Source organism: Amycolatopsis sp. NPDC047767, from assembly GCF_040704195.1.
Classification (GTDB): domain Bacteria; phylum Actinomycetota; class Actinomycetes; order Mycobacteriales; family Pseudonocardiaceae; genus Amycolatopsis.
Window position 1 is genome coordinate 1 of the sequence record NZ_JBEYSJ010000003.1, and the last position, 17,266, is coordinate 17,266.

The 17,266-nt window shown below is 70.6% G+C and carries 15 protein-coding genes; 8 read left to right on the top strand and 7 right to left on the bottom strand.

Going from position 1 to position 17,266, the window contains the following annotated elements; translation table 11 throughout:
* Window positions 1–137 precede the first annotated feature (137 nt).
* Window positions 138–896, bottom strand: a complete 759-nt coding sequence (locus tag AB0878_RS06110) for an SDR family NAD(P)-dependent oxidoreductase (protein WP_360598662.1) — start codon at window positions 894–896, stop codon at window positions 138–140.
* Between the two features lie 180 nt (window positions 897–1,076).
* On the opposite strand from AB0878_RS06110, the gene AB0878_RS06115 reads away from it, so the two are divergent.
* Window positions 1,077–2,387, top strand: a complete 1,311-nt coding sequence (locus AB0878_RS06115; RefSeq protein ID WP_366577018.1) for a UDP-glucose/GDP-mannose dehydrogenase family protein — start codon at window positions 1,077–1,079, stop codon at window positions 2,385–2,387.
* Between the two features lie 57 nt (window positions 2,388–2,444).
* Complete coding sequence (locus AB0878_RS06120; RefSeq protein ID WP_366577019.1) at window positions 2,445–2,897, top strand: VOC family protein; 453 nt, start codon at window positions 2,445–2,447, stop codon at window positions 2,895–2,897.
* Window positions 2,898–3,247: 350 nt separating this feature from the next.
* Here the strand turns inward: AB0878_RS06120 and AB0878_RS06125 are convergent, their stop codons facing one another.
* Window positions 3,248–4,162: an EamA family transporter gene (locus AB0878_RS06125; protein WP_366577020.1), complete on the bottom strand. Its 915-nt coding sequence runs from the start codon at window positions 4,160–4,162 to the stop codon at window positions 3,248–3,250.
* A gap of 127 nt (window positions 4,163–4,289) precedes the next feature.
* Between AB0878_RS06125 and AB0878_RS06130 the strand changes: the two genes are divergently transcribed.
* The 3 genes from AB0878_RS06130 to AB0878_RS06140 are packed head-to-tail and all read left to right on the top strand — an operon-like array spanning window position 4,290 to window position 6,135.
* Complete coding sequence (locus AB0878_RS06130; protein ID WP_366577022.1) at window positions 4,290–4,808, top strand: sigma-70 family RNA polymerase sigma factor; 519 nt, start codon at window positions 4,290–4,292, stop codon at window positions 4,806–4,808.
* Window positions 4,801–5,688 (top strand): VOC family protein, encoded by an 888-nt coding sequence (locus AB0878_RS06135; RefSeq protein ID WP_366577024.1) that lies wholly within the window; start codon window positions 4,801–4,803, stop codon window positions 5,686–5,688. Before AB0878_RS06130 ends, AB0878_RS06135 begins: the two co-directional genes overlap by 8 nt.
* Before the next feature lie 51 nt (window positions 5,689–5,739).
* Complete coding sequence (locus AB0878_RS06140; RefSeq protein ID WP_366577026.1) at window positions 5,740–6,135, top strand: hypothetical protein; 396 nt, start codon at window positions 5,740–5,742, stop codon at window positions 6,133–6,135.
* Window positions 6,136–6,139: 4 nt separating this feature from the next.
* On the opposite strand, the gene AB0878_RS06145 is transcribed toward AB0878_RS06140, so the two are convergent.
* Window positions 6,140–7,570: an MFS transporter gene (locus AB0878_RS06145; RefSeq protein WP_366577027.1), complete on the bottom strand. Its 1,431-nt coding sequence runs from the start codon at window positions 7,568–7,570 to the stop codon at window positions 6,140–6,142.
* Window positions 7,571–7,672: 102 nt separating this feature from the next.
* Here AB0878_RS06145 and AB0878_RS06150 point away from each other — a divergent pair, with 102 nt between their 5' ends.
* Entirely contained in the window at window positions 7,673–8,506 is an 834-nt protein-coding gene (locus tag AB0878_RS06150) for a helix-turn-helix transcriptional regulator (protein WP_366577028.1), read from the top strand.
* Here the strand turns inward: AB0878_RS06150 and AB0878_RS06155 are convergent.
* A complete protein-coding gene (locus AB0878_RS06155) occupies window positions 8,503–8,754 on the bottom strand; it encodes a Smr/MutS family protein (protein WP_366577030.1) in 252 nt (83 codons plus the stop codon). The two genes, AB0878_RS06150 and AB0878_RS06155, sit on opposite strands and share 4 nt — an antisense overlap.
* 96 nt (window positions 8,755–8,850) lie before the next feature.
* Between AB0878_RS06155 and AB0878_RS06160 the strand changes: the two genes are divergently transcribed.
* The gene (locus AB0878_RS06160; RefSeq protein ID WP_366577032.1) at window positions 8,851–9,981 is read left to right on the top strand and encodes a sensor histidine kinase; all 1,131 of its coding nucleotides are present in this window, start codon (window positions 8,851–8,853) and stop codon (window positions 9,979–9,981) included.
* On the top strand, window positions 9,978–10,646 hold the full coding sequence (locus AB0878_RS06165; RefSeq protein ID WP_366577034.1) for a response regulator transcription factor: 669 nt from the start codon (window positions 9,978–9,980) through the stop codon (window positions 10,644–10,646). Before AB0878_RS06160 ends, AB0878_RS06165 begins: the two co-directional genes overlap by 4 nt.
* A gap of 77 nt (window positions 10,647–10,723) precedes the next feature.
* Here AB0878_RS06165 and AB0878_RS06170 read toward each other — a convergent pair whose 3' ends face one another.
* From AB0878_RS06170 to AB0878_RS06180, 3 genes are all read right to left on the bottom strand, one after another.
* On the bottom strand, window positions 10,724–12,280 hold the full coding sequence (locus AB0878_RS06170; protein ID WP_366577035.1) for an acyltransferase: 1,557 nt from the start codon (window positions 12,278–12,280) through the stop codon (window positions 10,724–10,726).
* An 83-nt stretch (window positions 12,281–12,363) separates the two neighbouring features.
* Entirely contained in the window at window positions 12,364–16,077 is a 3,714-nt protein-coding gene (locus AB0878_RS06175; protein ID WP_366577037.1) for an FkbM family methyltransferase, read from the bottom strand.
* Window positions 16,070–17,266, bottom strand: a complete 1,197-nt coding sequence (locus tag AB0878_RS06180) for a hypothetical protein (RefSeq protein WP_366577039.1) — start codon at window positions 17,264–17,266, stop codon at window positions 16,070–16,072. Before AB0878_RS06180 ends, AB0878_RS06175 begins: the two co-directional genes overlap by 8 nt.

Sequence of the window (17,266 nt, forward strand, 5' to 3'; positions counted from 1 at the left end):
ACCAGGTCACATCCCAAGGGCCGCGCGCCGTACCGGTCGCCGCCGCGCGTGATGCGGAACCCGCGACCGCCGGGCTGACGAAGGGGTGACGCCGGGGCGGTCTGGACCACGCGCGTGGTCCAGACCGCCGGGGAGCATCAGCGCGGGGCCATGCGCAGCGCGCCGTCCATGCGGACGACTTCGCCGTTGAGGTAGTCGTGGTCGATCAGCGAGAGGGCGAGCTGCGCGTACTCGTCCGGGCGCGCCAGGCGCTTCGGGAACGGCACGCCGGCGGCGAGGCCCGCGCGGAACTCGTCGCTGACCGTGGCGAGCATCGGGGTGTCGACGATGCCCGGCGCGATCGTCAGCACGCGGATGCCCTGCGACGCGAGGTCGCGCGCGGCCGGCAGCGTGAGGCCGACGACGCCGCCCTTCGACGACGAGTAGGCGACCTGGCCGATCTGGCCGTCGTAGGCCGCGACGGAGGCGGTGTTGATGATGACGCCGCGGGCGTCGTCGGTCAGCGGCTCGGTCTTGGCGATGGCCTCGGCGGCGATGGTGAGCACGTTGAAGGTGCCGATGAGGTTGATCTGCACGACCTTCGCGTAGAGCGCGAGGTCGTGGCGGCCCTTCTTCGACAGGATGCGGGCCGAGGGGCCGATGCCGGCGCAGTTCACCACCGTGCGCAGCGGCACGCCTGAGCCGGCCGCGGTGTCGACGGCGGCCTGGACCTGGTCGGGGTCGGTGACGTCGGCCTCGACGTAGGTGACGCCGTCGACCTGTTCCGCCTTCTCGATCGACGCGGCGAGGTCGAGCGCGAAGACGCGCGCGCCCTTGGCGGCCAGCGCCTTGGCGGTGGCGCCGCCGAGGCCGGAAGCACCACCCGTGACGAGCGCTGCGGTGTCGGTGATCTGCATCTTCAGCCTTTCTGCTGCTCGTGGTGCGGCCCTGCACCGTAGCGACAGGTTAACGCTCGTTCGCACCGGCGCCGGGTGTGCTGCCTCACGCGAGGCCGTTCTTCACTTCTCGCGTGGAGTATTCGGCCCCGCCGTTTTCCGTTAGCGCCCGCTTCAACTCCGAATGTCACCTTCGGCATCATGAGCGCAGCTCGGATCGTGGTGGTGGGGACGGGGTACGTCGGATTGACCACGGGGGCATGTCTCGCGAGCCTGGGGCATCGCGTCACCTGCGTGGACGTGGACGAGGCGAAGGTCTCTCGCCTCATCGCCGGCAGAGTGGACATTCTCGAACCGGGGCTGGCCGAACTGGTCACCGGTGGCATCGCGGGCGGGCGGCTGTCGTTCGTCGTCGGCGCGCGCAAAGCCGTGCAGGAGGCGGACGGTGTCTTCCTGTGCGTGCCGACGCCGATGGGCGCCGGCGGTTCCGCGGACCTGCGCGCGGTGGAGGCGGTGACCGCCGAGATCGGCGACGTGCTGCCCGCCGGCTGCGCGCTGATCACCAAGTCGACCGTGCCCGTGGGTACGTCGCGGCGCATCCGCGCGATGCTCGGCCGCGAAGACGTCCCGATCGTGTCCAATCCGGAGTTCCTGCGGGAAGGCACGGCGGTTTCGGACTTCCTCAACCCCGACCGCATCGTGGTCGGCTCCGACACCCCCGGCGCGGCACGCTGGGTCGGTGACCTCTACGCGGACCTCGGCGCCCCGGTCGTCGTCGCCGACGCGGCGAGCGCGGAGCTCGTGAAGTACGCGGCCAACTGCTTCCTGGCGCTGAAACTGTCCTATGTGAACTCGATCGCCGAGCTGTGCGAGCGCCTCGGCGCCGACATCGACTTGGTGACCGAAGGAATGGGCTACGACCGGCGCATCGGCCGCACGTTCCTCAAGCCCGGCCCGGGCTGGGGCGGCTCGTGCCTGCCCAAGGACACCAGCGCGCTGGTGAAGGTCGCGGAGTCGGTGAACTACGACTTCCGCATGCTCACCTCGGCCATCGACGAGAACATCGCCCAGCGCGACCGCATCGTCGCGAAGATCGCCGGCGCCTGCGGCGGCACCCTCGCCGGCGCGCGGATCGGCGTGCTGGGCCTGGCGTTCAAGGCCGGCACCAACGACCTGCGCGACTCGCCCGCCCTCGCCGTCTCCTCGGTGCTGGGCGCGCTGGGCGCGGAGATCACCGCCTACGACCCGGCCGTCGACGGCGCCATCGACGGCATGACCGTGGTCGACGACCCGTACCAGGTCGCGAAGGACGCCGACGTGATCGTCGTCCTCACCGAGTGGGCCGAGTTCAAGCACCTCGACTGGACCATCATGGCCGACGCCATGGAGGGCGACGACGTCGTCGACACCCGCAACCTCCTCGACCCGCGCACGGTCATCGACGCGGGCCTGTCGTGGCAGGGCGTCGGCCGCCCGCGCGCGGCGGGCCGAAAGCGCGTGACGGTTTCCTAGCCCCTGGTTTACGATCACGGACGCGGCATCGCGTGTCGGTCACCGGCCGGGTGAGACATGGAGGTGCCGGGATGCCTTCTGGAGGCATTGTTCGTGTCCGTTTCCGTTTCCGTTGAGCTCAACCATCTGATCGTGCCGTCCCGGAACAACCGGGAGTCCGCCGAGTTCCTCGCCCGCTTGCTGGGCCTCGAAGTGGGCGAGGAATGGGGACCGTTCATCCCCGTCGAAACCGCGAACGGCGTCCGCCTGGACTTCGCGACGATCCCGCCGCAGGACCTTCGCCTGCAGCACTACTGTTTCCTCATCCCGGAGGCCGACTTCGACGCGTTTTTCGCGCGGCTGAAGGAAACCGGCGTGCCCTACCACGCCGATCCGGCCGGCCGCCAGGCCGGCGAGATCAACCACAACCACGGCGGCCGCGGCGTCTACTTCCTCGACCCGGGCGGCAACGGCATGGAAGTGATCACGCAGCCCTACGAGCCGGACCGCCGCCGCCCCGCTAGCTGGTGACAGCTATTTAGATTGTTGACGTGTGAGCGGCGCGTCGGGTTGATCATGACGAATGTGCAGGATTCCTCCGCCGCGCCGCAACCGCCCTGGCCGAACCGGGCACATCGCTGGCGCCTATCGCTATCTGCGCGAAGCCACCACCGTCCTCGCCTGTGAGGATCCGGACCTGCACCAGGCCTTCTAGCAACGCCGGGCCAGCTGGGACACCCACGTGATCTGTCGGCGCCCTGACCGCCTCGGCGGGCCAGAGCGCACCGGCGTTGGCCGACCGGCCTTACCACGCTGCCGGGATCGGCATCTTCACTCCGTTCAAGAAATTCGCAGGCCAACCCTCACCTGCATTACCCGAATCAGCTGGTGACCGTCGCCGGATCCCGTACGTCTTCCGGGCTGCGGGATCCGGCCACCTGCACCAGCACCGCCCCCGCGAGCAACACCACCGCGCCCACCAGTTGGGTCGCGCCGAGGGTTTCGCCGAGCCACAGCCAGGCCAGGCCCGCGGCGACGAGGGGTTCCACCAGGGCCAGCACGCTCGCCAGGGCCGGGGGCAGATCGCGCAACGCGCGCAGCCCGGCCAGGTAGGGCAGCACCGTGCCGGCCACGGCCAGCACCAGCAGCGCCAGCCACACGGGCACGTGCAGGCTGCCGAGCGTGGCCGTCCGGGTGACCGCCGCCGGCGCGACCGTCCAAGGTGGACTCACCGCGCCGACCACCACGGCGCCGATCGCCAGCCCGACCGCCGTGAGGCCCACCGAGTCGTGGCGGCCGGCGCCGCGTTCGCCGAGGAGGAAGTAGCCCGCCGAGCACACGGCCGCGCCCACGCCGGCGGCGATGCCGAGTGCGTCGAGCCGGCCGCCCTGCCAGATCTGCGCGACGAGCGCGAGCCCGGCCACGCCGAGCGCGGTCCCGACCCACACCAGCGCCGGCAGCCGTTCGCGCCGCACCACGCGGACCCACAGGGCGACCAACGCGGGCGCGAGGTTCACCAGCACCATCGCCACCCCGACCGGTACGCGGTCCACGGCCACGAAGAAGCACAGCTGCACCCCGGCCACGCCGAGCACGCCGTAGCCGAGCACCAGCCACACGTCGGACCCGCGGAAGCGCAACGCCCACGGCCGTACCAGCGCGACGCCGGGCACGAGCACCACAGCCGCCAGCGCGATGCGCACCGCCGTGACCGCGGCCGGTGACCACCCTGTGCCCATCACGGCCTTCGCCACCGGCCCGGACCCGGCGAACAGCACCCACGAAGTGAGACTCAACCCTGTCGCTCTTCCTCGCCCGGTCATGACCGCAGTGTCGCCGCCCGCCGCGCCAGCCGACCAACGATTTTCCGGCGGCCCGAAATTCACCCGACGGAAAACGCCGCCACCGGACGACGATGTGGGTGTGACGGAACCGCGGGTGAGACCGGACCCGGCTTTCGCGCTGCTCGGGCTGTACGAGTCCGCGCTGCCGGAGGTCTACGGGTACCTGCTCGCGCGCTGCGGCGACCGCGTGCTGGCCGAGGAGCTGACGTCGGAGACGTTCCTAGGGGCCGTGGCCGCGTGCCGCAAAGGCGGCGCGCCGCCGGTGAGCACCGGGTGGCTGATCGGGGTGGCGCGGCACAAGCTGGCCGACCACTGGCGCCGCAAGGCCCGGGAGGAACGCGGGCTGCGGCTGGTGCACGAGCCCGACACCCACGATCCGTGGGACACCGAGCTCGACGCGTTGCGCGCACGCCAGGTGCTCGAGTCGCTCGGCGCGCACCACCGGGCCGTGCTCACGCTGCGGTACGTCGACGGCCTGCCGGTCGGCGACGTCGCCGCCTGCCTCGGCCGCACGCTCAATGCCACCGAAGCGTTGCTGACTCGCGCCAAGGCCGCGTTCCGCCACAGCTACGAGGAGAAAGGGGGCCGCGATGACTGAACCGTTCGACGCGCTTCGCCTGCCCCCGACGCCGGTCGACCCGGACCCGGCGTTCGCCAGGGAGCTGCGGGACAACCTGCGGCGCCTCATCCTGAACGGAGCCGAGATGACCACCACCGAAACCCCTGCCGACGCCGCCGTGCGCGCGCTCGCGCCCTACCTCGTCGTCACCGATGCCCGGGCCGCGCTGGACTTCTACGTCGAGGTCTTCGGCGCGCGGCGGCGCTCCGATCCGATCGTGATGGACGACGGCCGCGTCGGGCACGCTGAGCTGGCCATCGGCGACAGCGTGCTGATGCTCGCGGAGGAGTTCCCCGAGCTGGGCAACGTCGTCGCGCCCGAGGGCGGGCCGTTGATCCGCGTGGAGGTGCCCGACGTCCGCGAGTCGGCCCGCCGCGCCGTGGAGCTGGGCGGTGAGCTGCTTCGTCCGGTCGAGGACCGCGGCTACGGGCTCGCCGGCACGATCAAGGACCCGTACGGACAGCGCTGGCTCGTCGCGCAGGCCGGGCAGACGACCAAGCACGCCGCGAAGCCCACCCGCCACGGTGCGGCCATGTACTTCACGTTCCAGGTGCCCGACGACGAACGGGCGAAGGCGTTCTACGGCGGCGTCGTCGGCTGGCAGTTCGCGCCGGGCTCCGTGCCGGGTGCCTGGCGCTTCGAAGGGCCCGGCCTCGAAGGTGGGCTGTGGGGCGGCCCGGGCCGGCAGGTCGGCTGGAAGCTGATGTACGCCGTGGACGACCTCGAAGCGGCCCTGGCCCGCGTCCGCGACCACGGCGGCACGGCCGGTGAGGTGGAGCACCACCCGTACGGCACGACCGCCGACTGCATCGACGACCAGGGCATCGAGTTCTGGCTCTGGGAACAGCCTGCCGAGTGAGAAACCCCATGACCCCGGCGGCTCCCGCGCCCCCGGGCGCACACTCGAACCATGGCCGGGCACTGGACTCCGTGCAACGAAGCTGAGCTGACCGCGGGCTGGCGGCTGTGGCTGGAGCTGGGCTCCTGCACGTGGCCAGGGCCGGACTGGGACGGCACGCCCGCCGAGGCCGTCACCGGGCTGACGCGGCTGTTCGCCACGTGCAACGAGATCCTCGAGGCCTACCGCCGCAGCGGCGGCCCCGACAGCGCCGGGATCATCGGCCTGGTGCGCTCGATGTTCCTCGCCGCCAACTGGACCCTCGAACTCTGGCGCGACGACACGGTCCCGCTGGACGCCGAGCGCGCCGCGTTGCTCCACGGCGACCTCGCGAGCTTCGCCGAACACGCCGAGGCGGTCCGAACGCTGCTCGCCCGGGGCGGCGGCTGGTCGTCGCTCCCGGGCTGAGCGTTCACCGCGGGTCCGGCAGCTTCCGCGCCAGCACCACCACGAGCAACGCGACCGCGGCCAGCAGCGCCATGACCAGCACGAACGCCCCCTCGTAGCCCATCGACCCCGTGCTCAAGCCCGCGAACAGGCTGCCGAACACGGCCACCCCGAGGGCCAGCGCCGTCTGCTGCGTCGTGGTCATGACGCCGCCACCGATGCCGGCGAGGTCGTGGGGTACGCGCGACAGCACGATGCGGAACAGCGTGGTCATCGCCAGGCCGTTGCCGATCCCGATGAGGACCATGGCGGGCGCCAGCTCCCACAGCGTGAGGTCCGGCCACGCCCACAGCGCCGAGCCCGCGAGCACGAGCAGGCCGACCGCCGCGATCACGCCACCGGCGAGCACCACCTTCTGACCGAAGCGCGCGACGAGGTGGCTGCTGACCAGCGACGTCACGAAGTACGCCACGGCCATCGGCGTCAGCACGAGCCCCGAGCCGAGCGGGCCGAGGTGCAGGCCGTCCTGCAGGGTCACGGCGTAGACGAACATGAAGGACCCGAAGCCGCAGAAGAACGGCACCGCCACAACCAGGCCGTGGCGCACGTTGGCCGTGCGCAGCAGCGCCGGTGGCAGCAGCGGCATCCCGCCGCGCGACTCCAGCCGGGTCTCGACGCGGGCGAAGGCCAGCACGGCGAACGGGAACAGCACCAGCAGCACGATCGTCCACCACGGCCAGCCGAGCGCGCCGCCTTCCATCAGCGGCACGAGCAGCGTAAGGAGCGACGCGGCGAGCAGGGCCGTGCCCCAGCGGTCGACGCCGAGCGGGTTCTCCGCGCGGCTGTCGGGCACCGTGCGGCGCGCGACCACCAGCCCGATGAGGCCGATCGGCACGTTGACCAGGAAGATCGGCCGCCAGCTCGTGCCCCACAGGTCGGCGGCCACCAAAGCGCCGCCCAGCAGCTGGCCGACGACGGTGGCGATGCCGCCCGTCGCGCCGTAGAAGCCGAGCGCGCGGGAGCGGTGTTCGCCGGTCGTGCCGGCCTGGATGATCGAGAGCACCTGCGGCAGCAGCATCGCGGACGCCGCGCCCTGCGCCGCGCGCGCCAGCACGAGCGTCGTCGCGTTCGGGGCGAGGCCGCAGACCAGCGACGTCAGCGTGAACAGCGTGAGCCCCAGCAGGAACAGCCGGCGGCGGCCGAACGCGTCGCCGAGCCGGCCGCCGAGGACCAGCAGCACGGCGTAGGCGATGCCGTACGCGGCCACCACCAGTTCCAGGGTCGCGGTCGAGGCGTGCAGGTCGGCATCGATGGTGGGGAGGGCGACGTTGACGATGAAGAAGTCGATGATCGGCAGTGCCGCCCCCAGCAGCACGGTGACCAGGCCGGCGGAGGTGAGTGCCGGTCTCGTCGGCACGCCGGTGGTGTGCACCGGCGTGGTGGTTGTCGTCGTCATGACTACCACGCTCCGACGCTTTTGAAACTGGTACCAGGTGCGCTCTTATCCTGGTAGTGGGACTACCTGGTACCAGGCAACGCGCTGTGCTGAACTGGGAGCATGACCACCGCTGTCGAAGAACGCCTCCGCCGCGGCGAGCTCGGCGCGTTCCTGCGCAGCCGCCGCGCCCGCATCACGCCGGAGCAGGTCGGCCTGCCCCTTGGCGGCCGCCGTCGCACGCCCGGCCTGCGGCGCGAAGAGGTCGCGCAGCTCGCCGGTGTCGGGGTCACCTGGTACACGTGGCTGGAGCAGGGCCGCGACATCAACGCGTCAGAGCAGGTGCTCGGCGCGATTTCGCGGACGCTGCGCCTCGATCCGCACGAGCACTCGCATCTGTTCACCCTCGCGGGCGCGCCCGAACCGCCGGCCGCCAACGAGTGCAACGCCATCACGGCCTCGATGCGCAAGATGATGACGCAGCTCGAGCCCTTCCCCGTCGCGATCCGCAACGCGCGCTGCGACCTGCTCGGCTACAACCGCGCGTACGCGTGGCTCATGGGCGACGTCGACTCGATCCCGTTCGAAGACCGCAACACGCTCGTCCAGTGCCTCCTCAACCCGGACTGGCGCAGCCGGATGCTCGACTGGGAGCAGAACACCCCGCGCGTGGTCGCGTCGTTCCGCGCGGCGATGGCCGAGCACGTGGCCGAACCGTCATGGAAAGCGCTGGTCAAGCGGCTGAAGGCGGAGTCGCCGCTGTTCGAGCAGCTGTGGAACCGCCACGACGTGAACCCGGAGCCGATCCGCACGAAGTGCTACGACCACCCCGACGTCGGACTGCTCAAGTTCAACTTCACGTACCTGTACTCGGGCCGCCGCTCCGAGATCACCGTGTCCACCTACACCCCGGCCGACGAGCAGACGGCCGCGAAGCTGCCGACTTCGTTCGACTAGAAGCGGACCAGCACCCGTCCGTCGTTGTCCTTGTCGGTTTCCACCCGGCGGTAGAGCTTCTTGAGGTGCGGCTGGTTCAGCGTGGCGAGAACGCGCTTCTTCAGCTTGCCGGAGCCTTTTCCGGTGATGATTTCCACGACCTCGACCTTTTCCCGCGCCGCGCGGAAGATCGCGGTTCGCACGGCTGCGTCGATGTCGCGGTCACTCCGAAAGATCGGGTGCAGGTCGACGGTCAGCATGTCCGGCATGTCAGCTCCTCGGGGCGTCGTACGGCACCAAACGTAGCCGGAGTGCCGCTTCCGGACGGACGCGCGAAGGCGCCGTGAACGGTAGTTTTCTGCACCATGCAGGACTGGTGGCGGGCGCGGAACCCGTGGTTCGGACGCGTGTTTCGGACCGTCGTGGTGCTCGTGTTCACGCTCGGAGCCACGAGCGCGGCCGGCCGCTGGCAGCCGGGCGCTCACCTGCTGACCGCGGCGGGTGCCGCGTGGCTGGTCGCGACCGTGCTGACGCTGCTGGTCGTCCACCGTTACCCGCTGCCGGTATTCGTGCTCACGGCCGCGTCGGCGTATGCGTTCTACGCCTCGGCCGAGCCCGGCGGACCGATCATCCTGGTACCGACGATCGCGTTGTTCATGCTCACCCGGCGCAGCGGCCCGGTGGTCGCGGGCTGGACCGGCGCCGGAGTGCTCGTCGCCGGGTACGCGGCACACGTGATCACCACGCGGTCGTTCGCGATCGCGCCTTCGGCCGGGGTGTTCGTGGTGTGGCTGGCGGCGGTGATCGGCATCGGCACCGCCGTGCGCTACCAGTTCGCGGCCCTGGCGGCGCGGCGTGAGCAAGCGGTGGAGCACCGCCACCGCCTGGCCGAGCAGGAGCGGCTGCAGATCGCGCGCGAGGTGCACGACGTCGTGGCGCACAGCCTGGCGATGATCAACGTGCAGGCCGGCGTCGCCGCGCACGTCGCCGATCGGCGGCCTGAGCAGGCGAAAGAGGCGTTGCTGAACATCAAGGCGGCCAGCGCGTCGGCGCTCAACGATCTGCGCGCGACCCTCGCCGTGCTGCGTTCGGGCGAGGACAAGGCACCCGCGCCGAGCCTCTCGCAGCTGGGAGAGCTGCTCGACCACGCTCGATCCGCGGGGCTCGAGGTGCGGCTGCACGGCGACGCCGGCGACGTGCCGGCGCCCGTGGCCGGGGCGGCCTACCGGATCCTGCAGGAGTCGCTCACCAACGTCGTCCGTCACGCCGACGGGGCGCAGCACGTCGACGTCCACCTCGAACGGCGCCCGGGAGCCCTCACGCTCACCGTCCGCGACGACGGTCGCACCACCACGGCCCCCACACCCGGCCACGGGCTGCGGGGCATGAACGAACGCGCGGCCGCCCTCGGTGGGACGGTCCAGGCCGGCTTGGTCAGTGCCGCCGAGGGCGGTTTCGAAGTCCGTGCCGAACTGCCCGTGAAGGGGGAAGCATGACGATCACGGTGGTGCTGGCCGACGACCAGGCCCTGGTCCGCGCGGGATTCCGCGTACTGCTGGAGACCGAAGACGGCTTCGACGTCGTCGGCGAAGCAGGCGACGGCGCGCAAGCTGTGGCGCTCGCGGCCGAGCACAAACCGGACATCGTGGTGATGGACGTCCGCATGCCCGGCACCGACGGCCTCGAAGCCACCCGCCGCATCACCGCCGACCCGGCGCTGGCCGGCGTGAAGGTGCTGGTCCTGACCACGTTCGACGTCGACGAGTACGTCTACGAGGCCCTGCGCTCGGGGGCGAGCGGCTTCCTGCTCAAGGACACCGAGCCGGTGGAGATGCTGCGCGCGTTGCGCGTGGTCGCCGCCGGCGAGGCGCTGCTGGCCCCGACCGTGACGCGCCGGCTGATCTCGGAGTTCGTCGGCCGCCCCGAGCACCGCCGCATCGACACGGCCGCGGTCAAGGAGATCACCGACCGCGAACGCGAGGTGCTCGGCCTCGTCGCCGGCGGCCTGTCCAACGACGAAATCGCCGCTCACCTGGTCATTTCCACCGCCACGGCCCGCACCCACGTCAGCCGGATCATGACGAAGATCGGTGCCCGCGACCGTGCGCAGCTGGTGGTCCTGGCCTACGAATCCGGCCTCGTGACCCCGCGACGCAACTAGCCCGAAGGTGTGAGTTACGCCGTGTCGGTGAACGTCGTCCCACGTTCGGACGCCTTACCGGCAGAGCATCGCCTCACTCAGCGATGTGTTCGGCGGAAGGAGCTCCCATGGCGTGGGAGATCGTCGTGGTCGCCGCGCTGGCCGTGGTCTTCCTGGTCAGACTGGTGCTGCAGCTCAAGCGGGGCTGAGGGCCGCCGCCGCGGCGTGCTGTGGCGGGCGCGGGGCTCGGCCGTGCGGTCGGAGCCCGACTCCTGCGCGAGCGGGGGCCGAGGCTGCGGCTGCGGTTGGGGCTGCGGCCGGCGAGCCGGGGCCGCCCGCGGCGTGATCACGGTCTGCTCCGCGTCGGTCGGCGGAGGCGGCTTCGGAGCACGTTGCGGCGGAGTCGGCGGCGGCTTGGGCACACCCCTGGTCGGCAGGGGCGGCAAGCTGCCGTTCAACGAGCCGGAGACGGAGCCCACCGGCGCGTCACCCGCCCGGTGCCGAGGACGGTCCACCTTCGGGATCTCGATCGTGATCTCGCTGGTGACCTGGATCGGCGTCGGCTTCTCACGCCGGTACGAGAGCTTGCGCGCCAGCGCGTGGCTCGGCCGCTCGACGAACCGGTAGCTCACCTCGACCACGCCGAACACCGCCGGGATCACGATCAGCAACGCGATCGGCAGCGGCACCGCCGGGCGCAGCAGCTGCAGCAGCACGAACGAGACCAGCATGTGCAACAGGTAGATCGAGTAGCTGCGCTCGGACACGATCGTCCAGAACTTCCGCTGCTTGAGCTTCGGTTCCGCCATCATGCCCAGCAGGAACAGCACCACTGCGAACGCCATCGACAGGTTGTAGGCCGTGTCCACCCGGCCGACGTTGATGATGTCGCCGAGCACGTACAGGCTCCACGCCAGACCACCGAACACGCCACCGGCCCACAGCGGAATCTTCTTCGACGTGGTGGCCCAGATGACCTGGCCGATGATCATGATCGGCAGGTAGGACACGTTCACCGCGAACAGGAAGTACTCGGCGGTGAGCTGCCTGCCGCTCAGCATCACCACGAAGATGAACGTGATCTCGATGGCGATGGCCAGCCACACCCACCGGCGCAGCACCGGGAGCAACAGCATCAGGATGACGTAGAACAGGACCTCGACGATCATCGTCCACGCCACCGGCACCAGGACGACCTGCGGGTTGATCAGGTAGTTGACCAGCAGGGAGTTGGTGAGCACCGTCAGCGGCGTCAGCTGCTGCGACTGTCCCGGCGTCGCGGGCGGATGCAGGTGTACCAAGATCAGCAGCGCGGTCAGCAGCACCACGAACACCATCGGCGCGTACACCCGGATCAGCCGGTTCACGGCGAACCGCCGGCTGCCCTGCCGCAGCGCGATCGGGGTGACCACGAAACCGCTGACCAGGAAGAAGAACGGAACTGCGATCTCCCCGATGCCCTGTGTCGACATGTGCATCGGGTCGCTGGTGAGCGCCTCGATGAAGTCGATGTACGGCGCGTGCTCGCCCTTGGCCTTCACCCAAGGATGCGCGATGTGGCTGTAGAAGACCAGCAGCGCACCGAGCCCGCGGCCGATGTCGATGAAGACGATCCGGGTCTTCTTCGCCGGTTCGGTGGGCGTGACTGCGGTCAACGCCCACCCCCCAGCTGGTCGAACCGACTTAGTCCGTAAGGAGTGTAACTAAGAAGCACCGAGTGGTTTCCACGGATGGAAATTTACCCAGCTGAGGCGGGTTCGGGTCGGAGCCACAGCGTCACGAATTCCTTTTCGTTACGCCGGGCGGTGCGAATCAGCTCCCGGTCACCCTGTGGGTAGGTGACGGGCCCTTCGTCGCCGACCTCGATCGGCTGGTAGCCCAGCTCGCGGTAGCGGGCGAGCACCGCATGCGGATCGTCCCCGAGTTCCTCGATGGCGCCCGGGCAGAACTCGCACACGATGTGCGGGCGGTCGCGGCGCAGCACGTCGTCCAGCCCGGCCAGCGCCCGGTGATCGCGGCCCTGCAGGTCGACCTTGATCAGGGTGATCTGCTGCTCGCGCACCTCGGGCACCTCGCCGAGCCGGACCGCGGGCACCTCGATGCCCGGCCCGTCCTCGCTGACCCGGTTGTCGCCGCTGTTGTCGGCTTCCGGATGGGTGAGTCGCACGGTGCCGGCGTGGTCCCAGGCGGCCACCGGCAGGACCGTGGTCAGCTCTACCGCGGCGGCGGGCAGGTTCACCGCGAGGTTGCGGCGCAGGTATTGGGCGTTGAGGGGATCGGCCTCGACGGCGATCACCCGGGCGACGTCCGGGCAGGATCGCATCAGCCGCAGCGTGTGGTAGCCGACGTGCGCGCCGATGTCGAGGATGGCGCCGGGATGCCGGGTCACCAACTCGCACATGAGCTCGGCCTCGCTGTTCTCCCAGGACCGGTGGAACTGGATCCACGGGAGCATGACCTCGTCGATCGGCATCAGCAGCGCGCCCACGTCGCTGACCACGACCTCGGCGCCGCGCGGGATCGGAACATGCGAGAGCCGGGCGGCGTCGCGCAGCGCACCCAGGTCGACCGAAACGCGCTGAATTGCCTCTTCGTCCTGGTCGAGCCGTTGGTCGCGGGCCGAGAAGTCGGCGTGCACGCTCGCCGTGACCGACTCCAGCTCGCCGGTGAAGCTCTCCGACATCTTGCTGACGTCGGCCTCGATGTTGCGCACGGCCAGATCGAGGCCCGGCGTCTGGTCGCGCAGCTCCTCGACGAACGTCTCCAGCGCCCGCAGCCGGCCCTCGACCGAGGTCTTGACGGTTTCCAGCTTGTCGTCGAAACGGCGGCTCAGCTCTGCGGCTCGCTGCGCGTCGTCGAGGCGCGCCTCCACGGACTCCAAGCGGGCCAGCAACCTGCTGGTGGTCTCCTCCGTGGCGTCGCGGAGCTCGCCCATGACCCGGCGTTGATGCACGTCGTAGTGGTCGATGGCACGCAGCACGGCCTTGCGCATCGCGGGCGCGAGCGGCGTCCTCGAGGGCGCGGCCGGCTCCGGCCGCCAGTGCAGCGCCTCTGCGGCCTTGCGCACCGGGGTCAGCGGGTGCTCGGGCTCCTGCGGCCGGTACGCCTGGCGCGAACGCCAGATTTCGTAGGCGCCGCGCAGCTCGCGGTGCATCCACTCGGCGGCGGCCGCCATGGACCGCGTGCGCAGCACCTGCTGGCGCGCCTTCCGGCCGCGCCGCTCGGCCTCGTCCGGATTGTCGGCGACCTCGCGCATGGCGGCCGCGGCCGCCTCGACGTCCGGATCCGCCCACAGGGTGCCCGGCTCGTACGGGTCGTTGCCCTTGCCCACCGGGACCAGCCGGTAGGCCACCGGCCAGCCGGTGGTCGAGTCGAGGAACTCGGTGGTGCTGGAGTAGTCCGTCGAGATGACCGGCATGGCGCGCGCCATCGCCTCGGCCACCGTCAGCCCGAAGCCCTCGCCCCGGTGCAGCGACACGTAGCACGTGCTGCGGTCGTAGAGGTCGTGCAGTTCGGCCACCGACAGGTAACGCTCGATCAGCTCGATCCTCGGATCGCCCACAGCTGCCGCGCGCAGCCGTTCCGCCTCGAACGGGCGCTGCTTGGCGTTGATCGTCTTGATGGTCAGCCGCACGTCGTCGCGGCCGGGGAAGGCTTGCTGGAACGCCTTGATCGTGCCCCACGGGTTCTTGCGCTGCGCGATGCTGTTGAAGTCGAACGCGAACAGGAACCGGACCGGCTCACCGGCCTCGCGGGCGGGGCGGGAGGGTTCACCGGGATCGCGCACCGGAACCGGCACGGTCTTGACCGGGATCGGAGAGTGCTTGGCGATCGCGGTGCGGCAGAAGTCGCTGACCGTCCACACCTCGTCGACCAGACCGAACGCCTCGTGCATCGAGGCGGGGAAATCCTCGGTCTCCCACGCCCACAGGCCGATCCGGTAGCGGTCGTGCCCGACCTCGGGATGCGTGCCGAGCAGCACCCTCGTCTGGTCGGCGTTGACGGCGAGCACGCTCACCGGGAACCGCGGGTCACCGAGGCTCTCGGGTTGATCGAGACCGGTACGGTTGAGGATGCGTTCCTCGACCACCGACGCGATCGGCACCTCGGCGACCTCGATCGCCTCGTGCACGATCCGGCCCATCTCGCCGACACCCAGCTCGGCGGTCAGATAACCGAGCAGGTTGACGCCGAACTCGTCCACCGGCGCGCGGGCGGCCACCGGATGACCGGGCAGCGCCCACTCGGCGAGTTCGCCCTCGCTGATGCCGGAGGTCACGCACCACGCACGGAACTGTTCGGAGTCTTCACCGGTCGGATGCGGGAAGGCGATTCGAAGATCGACACGGGAATCCCAGACGGCGAGCGCCGCCCGGTTCAGCCCGGACGCCGCTTGCGCCGAGTCCTCCGCGCCGGCCAGCCACTCGCGCAGGGCGCGGCCGCCGTCTTCGCCGTAGGCGTGCGGTGGGAGGCGCTTGTTCTTGCGCTCGGCCTTGATCCAGGCCTCGCGGAACACGCGCCGGGCCAGCCTGGGCAGCGGCGTGCCGTCACCGAAACCGGCGAAACCGTAGGGCACCGCTTCCAGCGTCTCGGCGTAACCCGCGTCGCGCAGCGCCGCACCGTAGGCGTCGCACAGTTCGCGCAGTTCAGGGTTGGCCGAGAGCAGCACGCGCGGTTCGCGTGCGCAGTAGTAGGTCAGCAGCCACGGCGTCTCCGGCCGGTAACCGCTGAAGTGGAAGAACCGCAGTTTCGCTCCGCCCGCGGTCAGCTCGCCGTTCTCCTCACGGTTGACCGGGCGGTCGTGCAGGTTCCAGTACGCGACGTTGAAACCAGGGTCGACGAGCACGTGGTGGCCGAAGAGCGCAGGCACGTTGTCCACCCAGCGCTGGTCGGTGAACAGCTGCTGCTCCGGCGCCACGATCGCGTCGTGCCGCAGCCGCTGTGCCCAGAAATCGAGGAAGTCCCCGGAGCCGGGACCGACCCCGATGAAGCCCAGGTTGAAGATCCCGGCGCCCATGATGACGGCCTCGTCGGGCTCCATCCCATCGCGTGGCAGCGGGGACAGCACGTGCGGGGTGAGCACGATGCCGTGCTCCATCGCGAGCTCCGCGATCTCCGGCATCGGCGCGAAGACCCTGATGTCCGGATCGAGGTAGATCGCCACGTCGTACTCGCGGCGCAGCTCGCGCAGCAGGTAGGGCTTGACCGAGGTGGCCAGCTCGGTGACCGAGTACGCCGTGGCCATGCGCAGGTAGTCGTCCCGGTCGATGCCGAACGCGTCCTGCCCCACTACCCGGTACCCGTCGCGCTCGTCCTCGTGGCCGTCGATGACCGCGATGACGAAGTCGTTTTCGGGGTGCTGCGCCAGGTAGGACCTGGCCAGGACGCGGGCCGCGGGCAGGTAGTTGCGCGCGACGATCGTGCACGCGGTGACTGTGCGCGCGTCACCCATTGCTCGGCAGCACCTTCAGCTGAGCAGCGAGGATCGTGTCGAAGTTCGTCCTCGCGGTCTGCAGGCTCCCCGGAGCGGTCACCTCGATCCGGATCACCACGTTGCCGTGCGAGTAGTGGCCACGGATCTGCGCGGGGGAGCTGTCCTTCGCGTCGACCGAGGTGACGAACACGCCGTCCGGGGCGTCGGTGACGCGGGTGGCGTCGTTGCGGATCTGCGTGGCCAGCAGCTTGCTCGCTGCGTTCTGCGCCGCGGCCGGGCTGCTCACCTTGGTCAACATGAGGATCGCCCGGGCCCCGCCGCCGAGGTCGTGCACCACGAACTTCACGTCGCCGGCCTGTGCGGCCTCGTACGTCGACAGCTCGTCGGAGGTGAGGTAATTCAGCGCCGGGATCTGCGAGAAGTTCTTGATGGTGTCGTACTTCTCCGCGGAGCCCGGAATGTCGGCGACCGCCATCCCGTCCGGCGGCTTCGGCGCGCTGGACGACGCCTGCTGCGTCGGCTGGGCGGTGGGCTGCTCGTTGCCGCCGCCGCTGTCGCGGCCCCAGAGCCAGTAGGCGCCGAAGGCGATCGCGGCCAGCACGACCACGGCGCCGACGATCGCGCCGATCTTCTTGCCGTTGCCCGACTTGGGCTTCTCGGCGAAGAACTCGGGGCCCTGGCGGAAGGAGTCGTTGCCGGTGGGGCCGAGCGGAGGCAGCTCGCCACCACCCCACGGCGGGCTCTGGTCGCCCTCGGGCGCGTTCCACGGCTGCTGCTGCGGGAAACCGCCGGCCGGGGAGGCGGGCTGCTGGAACCCGCCGGGCGGGGAGTACTGCGCCTGCGGCGGCTGCTGCGACGGCTGCACGTACTCGGTGCGCGCGGGGTCGGCCTGCTGCATCTGCCAGGACTGCACGGCCTGGGTGCGCTCGGCGCTCGGGTCACCGGCGGGCTGCTGCGGCGCCTGCTGCTGGACCGGCGGCTGCTGCGGCGGGGCCGGCTGCTGCTGGGGCATCCCCTGCGGCGGGCTGACCGGCGTGATGATCTGCGTCGAGTCCGCGCTCGGGGCGGCCTGCTGCGGCGCCGGCTGGTCCTGCTGGCCGACGGCCGAGGACAGCACCTGGTCGCGCCGGATCCGGTAGTCGTCCGCGGACAGCCGCCCTGACGCGAGCTCCTCGTCCAGCCGCCGCAGCTCCTCCTGCCAGGACAC